The organism is Pyrodictium brockii, from assembly GCF_055379715.1.
Map to the genome: position 1 here is coordinate 752,486 of NZ_AP042401.1, position 12,976 is coordinate 765,461.

At 66.8% G+C, this 12,976-nt stretch carries 15 protein-coding genes; 5 read left to right on the forward strand and 10 right to left on the reverse strand.

The features are described from left to right. Positions 1-11: 11 nt before the first annotated feature. Complete coding sequence (pyrD, locus tag ACZ42Y_RS04080) at positions 12-920, reverse strand: dihydroorotate dehydrogenase PyrD (RefSeq protein ID WP_168371327.1); 909 nt, start codon at positions 918-920, stop codon at positions 12-14. 77 nt (positions 921-997) lie between these two features. On the opposite strand from pyrD, the gene ACZ42Y_RS04085 reads away from it, so the two are divergent. Next, positions 998-1,237, forward strand: a complete 240-nt coding sequence (locus ACZ42Y_RS04085) for a hypothetical protein (protein ID WP_058371141.1) — start codon at positions 998-1,000, stop codon at positions 1,235-1,237. An 82-nt stretch (positions 1,238-1,319) separates the two neighbouring features. Then, a complete protein-coding gene (locus tag ACZ42Y_RS04090) occupies positions 1,320-1,814 on the forward strand; it encodes an NUDIX hydrolase (protein WP_058371140.1) in 495 nt (164 codons plus the stop codon). Positions 1,815-1,826: 12 nt separating this feature from the next. Here ACZ42Y_RS04090 and ACZ42Y_RS04095 read toward each other — a convergent pair whose 3' ends face one another. The 9 genes from ACZ42Y_RS04095 to ACZ42Y_RS04135 all read right to left on the reverse strand — a co-directional run bounded on the left by ACZ42Y_RS04095 (position 1,827) and on the right by ACZ42Y_RS04135 (position 11,099). Beyond that, entirely contained in the window at positions 1,827-3,095 is a 1,269-nt protein-coding gene (locus ACZ42Y_RS04095; protein ID WP_464735751.1) for a hypothetical protein, read from the reverse strand. 157 nt (positions 3,096-3,252) lie between these two features. Next, positions 3,253-4,296: a hypothetical protein gene (locus tag ACZ42Y_RS04100; protein ID WP_058371138.1), complete on the reverse strand. Its 1,044-nt coding sequence runs from the start codon at positions 4,294-4,296 to the stop codon at positions 3,253-3,255. A gap of 22 nt (positions 4,297-4,318) precedes the next feature. Then, entirely contained in the window at positions 4,319-5,107 is a 789-nt protein-coding gene (locus ACZ42Y_RS04105) for a VWA domain-containing protein (RefSeq protein ID WP_168371326.1), read from the reverse strand. Positions 5,108-5,152: 45 nt separating this feature from the next. After that, the gene (locus ACZ42Y_RS04110; RefSeq protein WP_464735752.1) at positions 5,153-5,938 is read right to left on the reverse strand and encodes a hypothetical protein; all 786 of its coding nucleotides are present in this window, start codon (positions 5,936-5,938) and stop codon (positions 5,153-5,155) included. A gap of 148 nt (positions 5,939-6,086) precedes the next feature. Beyond that, on the reverse strand, positions 6,087-6,962 hold the full coding sequence (locus ACZ42Y_RS04115) for a hypothetical protein (protein ID WP_464735753.1): 876 nt from the start codon (positions 6,960-6,962) through the stop codon (positions 6,087-6,089). 165 nt (positions 6,963-7,127) lie between these two features. Then, positions 7,128-8,177, reverse strand: a complete 1,050-nt coding sequence (locus tag ACZ42Y_RS04120; protein ID WP_464735754.1) for a WD40 repeat domain-containing protein — start codon at positions 8,175-8,177, stop codon at positions 7,128-7,130. A 132-nt stretch (positions 8,178-8,309) separates the two neighbouring features. Continuing rightward, positions 8,310-8,888 (reverse strand): hypothetical protein, encoded by a 579-nt coding sequence (locus ACZ42Y_RS04125; RefSeq protein WP_058371134.1) that lies wholly within the window; start codon positions 8,886-8,888, stop codon positions 8,310-8,312. Then, entirely contained in the window at positions 8,885-10,390 is a 1,506-nt protein-coding gene (locus ACZ42Y_RS04130; RefSeq protein ID WP_464735755.1) for an oxygen-binding di-iron domain-containing protein, read from the reverse strand. Before ACZ42Y_RS04130 ends, ACZ42Y_RS04125 begins: the two co-directional genes overlap by 4 nt. A 154-nt stretch (positions 10,391-10,544) precedes the next feature. Continuing rightward, entirely contained in the window at positions 10,545-11,099 is a 555-nt protein-coding gene (locus tag ACZ42Y_RS04135; protein ID WP_058371132.1) for a hypothetical protein, read from the reverse strand. A 200-nt stretch (positions 11,100-11,299) separates the two neighbouring features. Here ACZ42Y_RS04135 and ACZ42Y_RS04140 point away from each other — a divergent pair, with 200 nt between their 5' ends. The 3 genes from ACZ42Y_RS04140 to ACZ42Y_RS04150 are packed head-to-tail and all read left to right on the forward strand — an operon-like array spanning position 11,300 to position 12,848. Then, positions 11,300-12,127 carry a hypothetical protein gene (locus tag ACZ42Y_RS04140; RefSeq protein WP_058371131.1) on the forward strand — a complete coding sequence of 276 codons (828 nt, stop codon included), beginning with the start codon at positions 11,300-11,302 and terminating at the stop codon, positions 12,125-12,127. Positions 12,128-12,153: 26 nt separating this feature from the next. Continuing rightward, on the forward strand, positions 12,154-12,414 hold the full coding sequence (locus tag ACZ42Y_RS04145; RefSeq protein ID WP_464735756.1) for a hypothetical protein: 261 nt from the start codon (positions 12,154-12,156) through the stop codon (positions 12,412-12,414). Next, a complete protein-coding gene (locus ACZ42Y_RS04150; protein ID WP_058371129.1) occupies positions 12,411-12,848 on the forward strand; it encodes a PIN domain-containing protein in 438 nt (145 codons plus the stop codon). Before ACZ42Y_RS04145 ends, ACZ42Y_RS04150 begins: the two co-directional genes overlap by 4 nt. The last annotated feature ends 128 nt before the right edge of the window (positions 12,849-12,976 follow it).

Sequence of the window (12,976 nt, forward strand, 5' to 3'; positions counted from 1 at the left end):
TTTTTGCTGTGCTAGTTTTTGTGGGCTGCTCCCACAACGTCTTGGATGCTCGTGGCGCCTACTTCCTGGAGGTACTTCTGGAGCCCTTGTACTATCTCGCTTATGACTGTCTCGCCTCTGGTTATTACCGCGGTGCCAACCTGTACCGCCCGGGCGCCGGCTAGGATCATCTCCGCCGCTGTGCGCCAGTCCTCGACCCCGCCCACCCCTATTATGTCGGTCCTGTACTCCCGGTAGACCTCGTAGACCGCGCGCACCGCCACGGGGTGGATGGCGGGGCCCGAGAGCCCGCCCACGCCGTGACCCAGGACGGGCTTCATGGCGTAGACGTCGATAGCCATGGCCCGTATGGTGTTTATGAGCACCAGGCCCCTCGCCCCTGCCTCGAGCGCCTTGCCGGCAACCTCCACGAGCCTATCCACCACGCCGAGCTTGGCGAGCACCGGTATGGTCACCGTGGAGGCGGCGGCGCCGGCCACCTCCCTGACCGCGACGGGGTCCATGCCTATCTCGAGGCCCCTTCCCCTCGCGTGGGGGCAGCTGAGGTTCAGCTCCACCGCCGCCGCGCCCGCCTCCTCGGCAGCGGCCGCTATCTCGGCGAACTCCTCCGGGGTGGAGCCAGCTATGCTGACGATCACCGGCTTGCCCAGCCCCCGGATCCTCTCCAGGAGCCCTGGGAGCGCCTCGAGCCCCGGGTTCGAGAGCCCCACGGCGTTGAGCAGGCCCTGGGGGATGGGCACGGCTATCGGCGTCGGGTAGCCGCTCCGCGGCTCGCGGGTGAAGGACTTCGTGACCAGCGCCGCGGAGCCGGCGCGCGCGAGCCTCTCCAGCGCCTCAGGCCTGGAGCCCAGGATGCCGCTTGCATTCATAACCGGGTGCTCCAGCTCTAGGCCCGCAGCCCTGACCCGCAGGACGGGCAAATGGCACCCCCACACCGGCGCCCCCGGGGCCCCGGTTTATAGCGCCGGGGCCCCGGGGGAGCCCCCCGGGAGGCCGGATGAGCTACGAGTGCGAGGAGCCGCCGTGCCTCCACGTGGCGGTCGACTATCCCCGTAGGCGCTTCGTGGTCTTCCTGGAGACGGGCGGCGGGGAGCTGATATACATACCCTTCGAGAGGCTGGAGAGGGCCTACAGGCAGGCCCAGGAGCTGCTCTCGAGGAGGTTCAGGGAGGCCCGCGGCGGGGAGGTGGACGAGGTGGCCAGGGAGGTGCTGGGGGCCGAGCCCCTCGAGGAGTAGTGGCGCCCCAGGGGCGTCGAGGGGCCACGGTCTAAGAGCCCCTGGGCCCCCGGTTTACACACCCCTGGGGTGCCGGCCGGGCTTGTCCAGGAGGGGTGGGCTCCACGGCCCAGTGGTGGGCGTGGGCGCGATAGTGGCCCTCGGGCAGGGGGCGGGGCTCAGGGTGCTCCTCGTGAAGCGCCGCTACCCGCCCTTCCCTGGGCTCTGGAGCTTCCCCGGGGGCCACCTGGAGCCCGGGGAGACCGTGCTGGAGGCGGCCCGGAGGGAGCTCATGGAGGAGACCGGGGTGGACGCAGAGCCCCTGGGGGTGGTGCATATCCACGAGCTGCTGGCCATGGGCCCCGTGGGCCCCGAGCACTACGTCATAATGGACGTGCTGATGAGGTACCGGGGCGGCGAGCCCCGGGGCGGGAGCGACGCCGCGGATGCCAGGTTCTTCCCCTACCGGGAGGCCCTCCAGCTGCCCCTAACCCCCGGGGCGCGGGTGGTCCTCGAGAAGCTCCCGGAGCTTCTGCGTGGATGCATTCTCAGGCCGGCGAGGACGGAGACCCTGGACGCGGGGGTGGAGAGAGGCTAGGCGCCCAGGAGGCTAGCCCGTCTCAACCACCCTGGCGTTGATCACCAGGGGCACGCTGTCGAAGAGCACGCCCTCCCTAGCCTCGTAGTACACCCGGGCGCCCAGGACCGCCGCCCGGCCTCCATCGTAGAGCCAGGAGGAGTTGTCCAGCACGAGCACAGCCTCCGGCACGGACCAGCCGCTGGAGGAGTCAAAGCCGAGCACAACCCTGGCGCCGGCATGCCCGCCCTGGCCGGCCCGAGCAGCCTGGACGGGCACCGCCTGGGCGGAGACTGTGGCGCCCTCTTTAACGTCTATCCAGTTGTACCTGCCCCGCTGTGGTACAGTAATATTGGCGTTGCCGATAGTGACGCTGCTCTTATTGACATAGGTGTAGTAGCCGCGCCACCATATGCTGAAGAGCCACCGGCCGCTGGCGTCGTAGAAGTCTAGGGAGAGGGTCCAGTTCAATGCAGAGTAGACGATGTCAAACCCTCCCTCGACGCTGCCATTGAGCAGCCAGACCCCGTAGTCCCTAGAGTCGAGTACAACCCTCTCAAACCGCCATGGGCCAAGTACGCCGGCCTGCATGTACACCGACAACCTAGCCCCCTGCGGCGGCTCGCGGTCAAGCACGTACGCGAAGAGCTTACCCCTCTTCAGCGAGTCCACGATAATGCCTGGAGCGGTGCTGTTCTCCGGCGCCAGGCTTACCTCCCCGCCGGCAGTGGAGTTGCCGTACGAGAACCTCACTACAGCGTAGGAGGCATTGCGCCAGAGCCTGTTTGCGGCAGCGTTTGCATTCTTCACGCCCGCCTTGGCCAGCGCGTTGCTCAGCAGCCATAGGGCTTCAGTCCTGTCCACCAGCGCCCCCCACCAGCAGTCGAACATGTAGAGGGGGGCGTCCACCAGCGTAACGTTGTAGCTCATAGCGGGGGGCGGGGCGGCGCTCCCGGCGGCGGGCTCCCCCACCTCTACGACCACGGCCAGGTACCTGAAGAGCCTCTCCAGGTACTCTATGTTCTCCAGGCTCAGCTCCAGCTTCACATAGTCGACATCACTGTGCCTTGTTATCTTGAGCCAGGTGGTCACCTCCACTACTCCCTGGGAGCCCGCTGCGGGGCTTATGGTGAGGCTGGAGAGCTGCTGGAGGCTTATGGGCTCGTTGGGCGCCTGCGCGCAGCCCACCGCGTGGAAGCTGTTCAGCGGGCTCTGGGTGGTGGCGAAGCCTGCTAGCAGGGCGAGGGCGGCAGCCGAGGCGGCGAGGGCGGCCAGGGCGAGGGCTGCTGAGCGGTGGTTCAAGGCTCTAGGGCACCCCTATACTGGCCAGCCCTCCCTCATTGGCAGCCGGGGCGGGACTCCCTCCACAGTATGGGCTTGACTGTGGTCCGTCCTACTAATCTCCACCCCTGGCGGGCGGGGCGGCAGCTCCATGAGAGGCTGCGGGGCCGCCCGGGGGCTAGAATATTGACGAGAGTGGGTAGCTCGGCATGCCCCGCCGCTCGCCCGGGTCGACGATGAAGACGTGGTACATCGCCTCCACCACGTCCTCGCCAAGGCTTCTCCACAGCTTGCTCAGCTCCAGGTACTCGGTCTGGTCCAGGTAGCCCTGGTCCACCATGCTCAGCGGGGGCCAGCCGCCCGGGTAGCCCTGCGCGGCCTCGGCCTCCACTATCTCTAGCCAGTAGCTGCTGCTCAGCACGGGGAGGCCGTGGAAGGGACTGAGGCCGCTGTAGACCAGCGCCACCAGCTGCAGGCCGTACCAGGTCGGGGTCCAGGCTATCCAGGAGAGGATGGGCCTGGGGAGCCGGGAGGGCTGGAGGGGTATGGGCAGCTCGCCCGGGTCCGGGGGCTGTATCTCAACCCCGGCCTCGGCCAGCACCTCCACGGGGAGGAGGTTGGCGTCGCGGGCGGGGAGAACGGTGAGGGGGTAGTCCTCGGAGCCTATAATGCCCGCCGTCTCGTAGTCGTAGAGGAATACCCCTCTAGTCTCCCCGACCCTGCCGTAGGCCGCGTTGGGCGTCGTAGCGTCGACATGGACTATGTCGGCCGCGTCTAGGCAGGCGAGGCCCCGCAGCACCTCGCGGGCGAACCGCCTCCTCTCCTCCAGGCTGTGCCTCTCGAGGTACTCCCCCAGCAGCTCCGGGTTGTTCACCAGCTCGGATACCGTAGTGAAGTCCTCCACCTCCCGGAACACTAGCACGGCCCTGTCCTCGAGGGCTCCCACGGCTACGGGGAGGCCGCGGGCCCAGAGGCTCTCGGGTATCGACCCCCCACACCTCCTGCGGAGCCTAGTGAGCCTCCTAAGCATCTCAGCGATGCGCTCCACCGGCCGGGCGAGCCCCGTGTACTTGGGCGTATACAGCTTGACTATGTAGCTCTGCCCGCCCCGGAGCCTAGCCCGGTATATGTCGGCCTCGCCGCCGCTATCGAGCAGCTCCCACTCATCGCTATCAGTGGACACCACGAAGCCGCTGTGGAAAACCAGGCTGAGCCTAGCCATGGGGGCTGACACCCTAGAAGGCCTAGACCGTAGCCGTCTCGCTCAGCCTCTCCACGAACCTCCTCACAGCCTCCTCCCACTCGCGCGTTATACGGTCATCGGCGGGCGCGTCTATGAACATCTTCTCGTGGTAGGGCGGGTCCACCAGGTCCAGGAGCCCCCGGTCCTCGAGGACACGGCGCTGCGCCTCACGCAGGAAGCTCGCTATATCCCTCAGCGTCTCCCTGTCGGCGTCCTGGCCGAGGGCTATGGTTGCGAGGCCTATACGGTTCCTCTCGTTGAGCTTCTTCATCCTCTCCGCCAGCTCCATGGTTATCTTCTCCGCTGCCACCACCACGTCGTCCACCGTTCTCCTGGTCTCCCTGCCGTCGGTGAAGAGGAAGAGAGTCCCATACTTCTCCGGCGGCAGCGTCAACTGGTCCACATACCGCTCGACCACGGACGCCGCCGCCTCCAGCGCGTCAGCCATGGCGGTCATGCCGTAGGGCCGGTTCCTCTCCGCACTCTTACGGAACACGTCGAGCGCCACGTTCCTCGGGGCGACGGGGAAGTAGACCTCGCCGTTCCACTCAACCACCTCGACGTCGTCGCTGAACCAGACGAAGCCGACCCGGAAGGCGGGGGCCATCCTGCTGCGGCCCAGCCTGCGTAGGAGAGCCTCAACCAGGTCCACTAGGTGGAACCACTTGCCGCGGTAGTCATAGGTCTTGGGCTCCATCATGCTCAGGGAGCGGTCTAGTATGAAGAGGACTAGGACAGTGTAGCTGAGCGGGCGCCTACGCAGCAGCCTCATAACAAACGGCTTTGACAAGCCCATCAGCCTCCAAGGGCGGCTGGGAGACTGGGACATCAGCCTCTACGACGCCCCGGAGCCGGAGGCGTCGGCCTCCTCTCCGCCACCCTGCTGCAGCACGGTGGCCACAGATATTTTACCCGCTACATTGGCCACTATAAGGCTTTTGTCACCCGATACTATGAGGCGTGAAACCTCGCCATCACCGAGAATACCCAGGGCCTCAACAAGCCTAGAGTAGGCGTCGGAGAGGGCCCTCGCTATCGTGCTAGCCTCCTCCTCGCCCAGCCCCTCCGAGTTTATCACGACCCCGCGGCTGAGGTCCACTGCTATACTGCGTAGCCTGCCCTGGATCCTCGCGCTACCCCCCTGGGCGAGGTTTATGAGCTCCAGGAGCTCGATGAAGTAGTCCCCGAGCCTGCCCCCGGAGACCCGGGGCTGCAGAGTGGCGGGGAACACGCTGACCAGCGTGACCATTATACGGTTTATTACGCGCGAGAGGGCGTCACCGCCATACTCCTCGACGAGCTTACCCTCCCCCTCAGCCTCGAGGTAGAGGCGGCACCCGCTGCCCTTGCTGACCCCGACAACCCGCACGGAGCCGTGGAGGTCGCCCCGGAGGAGCAGCTCCAGGCGGTCAGCCTCGACCCTCTCCTCGGCCTCCACCCGCAGGCTGCCGTACCTGGCGGAGGCGAAGGTAAGCACCTTCACGCCGCGCTTCTCTCCCTGGCCGCTGAGCCTGGCCGCGCCCGCCAGGAAGGAGGAGGGGTCGCGGGAGGATAGCAGCCGTATAACCCGGTCGCAGGGGGCGGCTACGTCGAGCACCGCGCTCCTCTTAACAGGGGCCAAGGTCTATAACCCCGCCCTCTCAATCCCTCCAGGGCCGTGCCGACACTAAATACGCGTCGCCCATGGCGCGGGGCCGCCGCAGCGAGCCATGGCGCTGCCAGGCGCGTAGAGGAATGTAGGGGCGGACACGGACCGGCCTCCGAAAAGCCTAAGCGGCGCCGCCTCTCCTGCCGCCCCTCCTCCTATGACCCGCTACGAGCATGAGAAGGCCTATAGCCGTCAGGGCCGCCACGATCCCTGCCGCGGCCAGCCTGCTGCCGGACCAGGCTCCCCCGGCGGCGCTGGTGGCCGCGCTGGCCGCGGGCCCCCTGGAGGCCGAGCTGGCCGGAGGCGTGGCTGCACCCCCGCAGGCTCCAGCCGGGGTCGTGGTCACCGTCCTCGTCACGGTAGTGGTGACAGTGGTTGTTACCGTCCTTGTAGCTGCTCCGGGGGCCGGCGCCACTAGGCCCTGGATGCGGCTGAAGTACTTGGCTAGTATGACTGTGGCCGGGACCAGGTTATCCACCCTTATCTCGGAGGCCAGCCTGCCGGGCCGGCCCCCGTAGTACACCGCGATGTAGGGCGCTGCCTGCAGCCTAACCAGTACATGCTCCCTGTCGCCGAGGAGCCGCAGGCTACTGGTCTCGGAGAGGGCTAGCACCGCCCGGCCATGGACGCTCACATTAGACTCCTGGTAGCCGTATTTTATGCCGTGGCAGGATATCTCTAGAGGCTTGTCGAGCAGCATAGTTGCTACAGTCATATTGGTGTCCATTTCCTTCAGCTCCACCACGTTCACCTCAAGCACGACGATGCAGGGCAGCCTAACCTGCTCCAGGACCGCGTCGAAGGATACATTATAGCTGCCCACGTTCAGCGAAAGCACGGACGGCAGGTCTATGACAGTCCTGAACAACACCACGGGCCTATCATCAATGGCTACGCTGATCAGGGTGTAGACGGTGCTCACCCCAGACACTATCTTGGCAAGCCTCTCGTAGATGAAGTCGGCGGCGTTGAACGAGGCTACGACACCCTTCTCCACGCCTATGGCCAGCTGGGAGCCGTCGGGGCTGACCGCGATAGCTGTTATCGGGGCAGTATAGTTTTTGATTGTTGTTGGAGACTTTTATATCAGTTGTTGGTTGTTTTTAGTCCTTTAGGGCTATGAAGGGGAGTCCCCACATAAAATTTATAAACCATATAAGCCTTATAAACTATGTGGTGACCGCTGGGTGCGCGAGGGGAGCCTCCTGCAGGAGGCTCCCGTAGCCCGCCCAGCGGAGACCGTGATGAACCCTAGAGTGGACATTACCACTCTAGGGTGAACGGCAAGCGAGACCCTGTCTATGTCTACCAGCTCGAGGCCTCCTCGGCCGTACTGGAAGAGGTAGAGGTCGCCGCCTAGATCACCCGCTATGAGGTAGTTGCCCGTGACCGCTATCGAGGTGATAAGCGTCTCGACGCTATAGGAGGCCATAACCTCCCCTCTAGCGAGCGATAGCAGGTAGAGCCTTGAGACACCGTGGCTCTTGTCGATGACGGCTGCCGCCACAACATCGCCGCCGAGAGCCATGCCGGCCAGCTGCCCCCCGAGGCTGGGCGACACCCAGACGGGCTTGCCGGAAATGAGGGAGACGAGGGCTATGTAGCCGTTGCGCATGCCTACAACCACCTGCTCCTTCCCGGGTATGCAGGCTATGGAGGCCACGCCGCCATAGTCCCCATCCCCTAGGCTTATCACCGCCAGGCTGCGCGGCTCCAGGGACCCCGTCGGCCCCTGGACCAGCTTGTAGAGGTGGAGCCTCGGCCTCCCCGACTCCCCCGCGACGAGGAAGCCGGTGGAGACCCAGCAGACGCTCGCCAGGTCGCCCCATATGCTGAATATCCTCGCGGCCTCCCTCCCGGTGGCAGCGTCGAGCACGTATACGTAGTGCCATATCCTCCCAGCGGCCACTGCCACAAGCCTCCCGTCGGGGGAGAACGCCACGTCGTAGACCGGCTCCTTGGGCAGCAGCCCCCACACCTTGTGGCCGGACCGGTCGAGCAGGACGGCGCCGCCGCTAGTGCCCACTAACAAGTGGTCGCTAGAGGTGTTCCAGGCTAGCCTGGTGACGCTGTATCCCAGGATGACGCTCCACGAGGGCTGGGGGGTGCTAGACCCGGCCTCCGCGGCGTGGACGGGCTTGAGGAGATAGAGCGCCGCGGCCAGGATGGCGAGCAGCAGGAGCGTCCTGGCGAGGGCCACCAGCGTCACCATGCAGCAGGCGGAAGTTCCGTAGGATAAAAGCCTATGTCCACTAGAAGCCCTGGAGCCGGGGAGAGGCCCCTACGGGCAGCCCGGGGGGCTGCGGAGGCAGCTGGAGGCGCCTAGGGGCTCCGTGCCGTCACGCTAGACGGATGTATTGTAGACCGTTAGGAGGGCCTCCGAGCTGGACTGGAGCGTGGCCAGCAGCGTCTCCGCCTGGCGGGGGCTCAGGGGCTTCCCCAGCTGGGCGGCCGCCACCACCCTGCCGCCGCGAACGGCCAGAAAGTAGTCGCTGTCTGGCATGGTTACACGGAGCAGGGCCGAGCGGCCCCGGAGCCTATCGTAGTTGAAGCCGGAGGGGTGGCCCCGGTAGAGGACGGGGGCCTGGATGACGGTGTTGACTATGTAGCCCGCATCGGATAGGCGCTTCGAGAGCTCGCTGTCCCAGGAGCCATGGTCGACCCAGAGCGGCGGGGCAGCAGCCTCCCGCTCCACCTTCTCCTTGGCGCCGCCCTGCTTGTCACCTCTCCTGGCCAGCCGCAGGGTACCGTCCTCCGCCAGGCTCGCCTGGAGCCCCTGGAGCCGGGCCCACGCCTCCACGAGGGGCACCGCCTCGGGGTCTACCGCGAGCCGCAGCTCCCTCACACCCTCCATGCTCCTCTCCAGCTCCCTGTAGGGGATGAAGCCACGGTATCCCCGGAGGTCAAGGTACGGGCCCTTCACTCCGCCTCACCCTCCGCCACGAGCTCCGCCGCCTCGCCGAGCAGCGACTTTACACGCTCCACTCCTTCAACGAGGGGGCCGTAGCGCGGGGCCAGCCTCTCAACCTCCAGGCCCTGGACCGTCTTCAGCCAGCGGCCCAGGGCCTGGGGCGTGAGCGTGCTCCGCAGGTAGGCGCGGAGGGCACGCCGGAGCACGGGGTCCCCGGCGTAGGGCAGGCCGGGTGGAAGCAGGAAGCCCAGCACGGGGCCTGTGAAGAGCGTCCTCGAGGCCTGGTCGTAGAGGGACAGCATGCCGCCGCAGCAGCTGGCCGGTATTACGTGTAGCTCGCTCCGCCCCAGCCTGACGCGGCCCCCGGTTAGGGGTGCGGCCGACACGCGGTCCGGCTGGTCTAGGAGGCCTGCTAGCTGGGCCCAGGCGTAGGGCGGGGCCAGCACCTGGGCGGGGGAGGCGGCGTAGAGCTCCCTAAGCAGGGGGTAGGTGGATGCGCTCGCATCCCCGGCCACTATGAGGCGCAGCTGCTCCATGTCGCCGACGAGGCCGCGTACAGCCTGGCTCCACTCCGCGGGCCCCGCCGGGTCCACCACGGCGTACTCGTAGCCGTCGCCTACGATGTACGTGGAGACTGTCAGCCCGCCGTACTCGGGGCGCCCGCCGGGCCACAGCCTGTAGACCGCGTGCCGCCCCTCCTCGTAGACCGGCTGGGGGGCGTTGACCCTCACCCTATGGCGCTGGCCTCCGAGGGCCCAGGCGAGTAGGCGGACGCGGTGGCTTGGGGGCTTCCACGCGGTCTTCAGCGCGTCCTCGCCCCGGACGCTGTGCCCGTCCATCTCGGCGTAGACGCCGGTCACGCTGCGGCCGCGGATGACCAGGCGGGCGAGGTAGTAGTACTCGTGGAGCATACCCTGTATCTCCGCCAGGTACTCGCCGGGGCCCAGGGCGGCTATGACACGGTACGCCGCCTCGACGAGCACGTTCTTCACGGGGGTGAAGCTGTCATAGAACACCAGCGCCGCGTCCTGCACGCCCGCAGCGGCCAGCTCGTCGTCGGCGCCGGAGAGGCTCACCGTGGGCCAGGCCTCCTCGACTACACCCGCTATAGCCTCCCTCACGCCCCTAACCAGGCTACCCGCCGCCGGGGATAGCCTGCCGCTGCCACCGCCGCTGACAACTATGTGCACGCCCTCGCCCACATCAGCTATACTTACCACCAGGACCAGGGAGTCGGCGCCGCGGCCCAGGAGGACCACCAGCGCGTTCTCGAGCCTATAGACGTGCATGTCCAGCCGCATAGGCCTGGAGCCGAGCCTCAGGATGCCGAAGCGCCGGGGGACACGGAGAACGACGTACCCGTCGCCGACCTCCTCCACAAGTTCTATCCTGGAGAGCACACGCTTGAAGTCGCTTATGAGCGAGTGTATGCTCTCCGCGTCGAGGGGGACCACTAGAGGCTCGCCCGGGCCGCCGCCTAGCAGCGGGCCAGGCGTCACGGAGCCTGTCGGCAAGGCCCGTCAACGCTCCCCAGGGCTTTAGCGGCCCCTGCAGCGGGCCTGCTGGGACCTTCCCCCACGCGTCCCCGCGCATTCTCCTTATTAACCTTGTTAATCATCCGGTATGGGGCTAGCGAGGCCTGCGGGAGCGCCGGCGCGCCTGGGCCGCCTACTCCCCGGGCTCCCGGGCCTTGTACACGCTAACAGCCAGTACCACCGGCACCTCGCCCCCGTCGCCCGGGCTACCCCGGAGCCTGTACTCCACGAGGGCGTCCACCCAGGCTAGGCCGCCCGGGCCGCAGGAGATGTTTACATCCAGGGCCGGGTGAAGGGCGTCTAGCACGCCAAGCCTCTCTCCCCGGGGCCCCTTAAGGACGATGCTAAGCCCGTCAAGCCTGGCCTCCACGACGTCCCTGTCGGCGAGCTGCACCCGTAGGCCCACTGTGCCCGTGCTGCTGTTCCGGCAGAGGAGCGTGAGCCACCTATCCACCCTGGCGCTCTGGGCTGCGCCCGGGAGGCGGACGCTGGGCCGGACGTCTACTAGCACCCCTCCCGAGGGCTGGACGACTGTTGTCAGCAGCACGCTGGGCCCGGGCTTGTCGGGGGAGAGCATGCTTGCAAGCGCCGCCAGAGAGGCCAGGGCAGCCAGCGCGGCCAGGACGGCGAAGGGCCGGAGCCGCATTCCTGAGCCGCCGTTCCCGGCTGTAAGCGGTCTCTGGGGCATCTCGGGGCCACCCCTCTGGCGGCGCTGCAGCCGCGTTTCTAAGCGGCGGCCCACGGCAACATGTATTTTACGATTAACTGTGTGGCTGAATTGACGGGGCTACCATGGTTCTGGCTGTGGAGGCGTGGGACTAGCCCATTGCCGGGGCTAAGCAATTTAAAAAGCCAAGGCATGTGCACCAAGCTAGGGAGCCGGGCTCCTTGTCCGTGCCAGCGCAGGAGAGGGCCAAAGCGGAGTCGCCGGAGGAGGTTCTCACAAGGCTTATAGCGTTGGCCTCCTCCGTCGACGGCATAGATGTCACTGTGGCCGCGTACGAGGGCTTCACCTACGCCGTCAACGCTAGGAACCCGGACTACGAGGCGGCTGCGGACGAGCTGGCGGCTATTGCCTCGGCCTACCTCCAGGCGTTCCGCCAGCGTATCCCCGGGGGCGAGATAGCAGCGAGGGTAGCGCTCGGCGAGTACAAGGGCAGAGCTGTCCTCGTGGCGGACGTGGGAGGGGGCTTCACGTTCATAGCGCTCGGCGAGTACCCGGGGGTGTCCTCCCTCCTCGACCCGGTCCGCAGGCTTGTGGAGGGCAAACCCCTCCGGTGCCCCTCCTGCGGGGTAGTGCTCGACGTCTACACAGCCACGTGCCCTAGCTGCGGGCACACTACACCCTTTACACAGCCCGTCTGCCCCTTCTGCGGCCACGTGCTCAACAGGAAGCCCTGCCCCAACTGCGGCACCATGCTCAGCCTCTCGGTGTCACGGGTGGAGGCTGTGAAAGCCGCTGCGGAGCCCTCTGTAGGGGAGAAGGTGGCCGAAGAGGCTGCAGCCCCCGCAGAGGCTGAGAGGGCCGCGGCAGCCCCCATCACCGCTGGCCCCAACTCTCTGAGAAGGCTTAAGACCATGCTCAAGGTGATTATAGGCTCCTCGGTAGCAGTCATCTACTTCGCGTCAGCCTACCTGCTGGGCGCCGACATGACGGCAGCCGCCCTGGCCGGGATAGTCCCCCTGGCCACGGTGTTCGCGCTGCTGCTCAGCTAGCGGAGCAGCCCGGGGGGCCTGGCTGCATGGCCGGCGGCGATGGGCTTCAACGGCTTATACGGAGGCTTGCGCTCAGGCTCGTCGAGCACGGGGTAGCGGGTAGCCGGGAGCACGCGGAGAGGATTATAGCGGTCTCAGGCGCCGTCCACCTGGTAGACGTTGTCAGGGCGCTCGAGGAGTCGAGGAGGCTCGTGGAGCGCTACATGAGGGAGGGCGGGCCCCCGGTCGAGCCCCCAAGCCCCTGGAGGCTGCCGCTGAGCGGGAGAGAGGGTGACTACCCCACTTGAGGGACTGCATCTACCTTGACACAACCTTCCTGCTCGCCTTAGCCCAGGAGCACGGTGCTTTCCGCGAGCGCGCCCTGGAGCTGCTTGAGGAGTTCCGGAGGGGTGGCAGGGCCCTCGTATCCTCCCACCTGGCCCGGGCGGAGCTTGTCGCGCTAATCGCCTCCAGGAGGCCCGGCCTGGGCCTTGAGGGGGTTTACGCGCTAGCAGACTACGCTATACGCCGCGCGGGGGCCGAGGTAAGGGACCCGGACTACAACAGAATTGTGCGGGAGGCCCAGCTCTACGGGGGGCTCATCCGGCTTAGGCTTGGCAGCCTGCTCCACCTCCTGGCCGCGCTGTCGCTCGGCTGCCTCTCCATAGCTACCTTCGACACGGCCATCATAGAGCGCTCTGGCAGGGTGAGCGAGATCCTGGGCGTCGAGGTGGTGCACTAGCCGTAGCCGCCCCGGCTGCCCCGAGGAGGGCCGTCTTGGGGATGCTCCTCGAGCCCCCACGGCGAGCCTATATTAGCGCGCCACGTGGCCGCCCTCCTCGGGGCTAGGCGTAGCCCCTCGTATAGTCA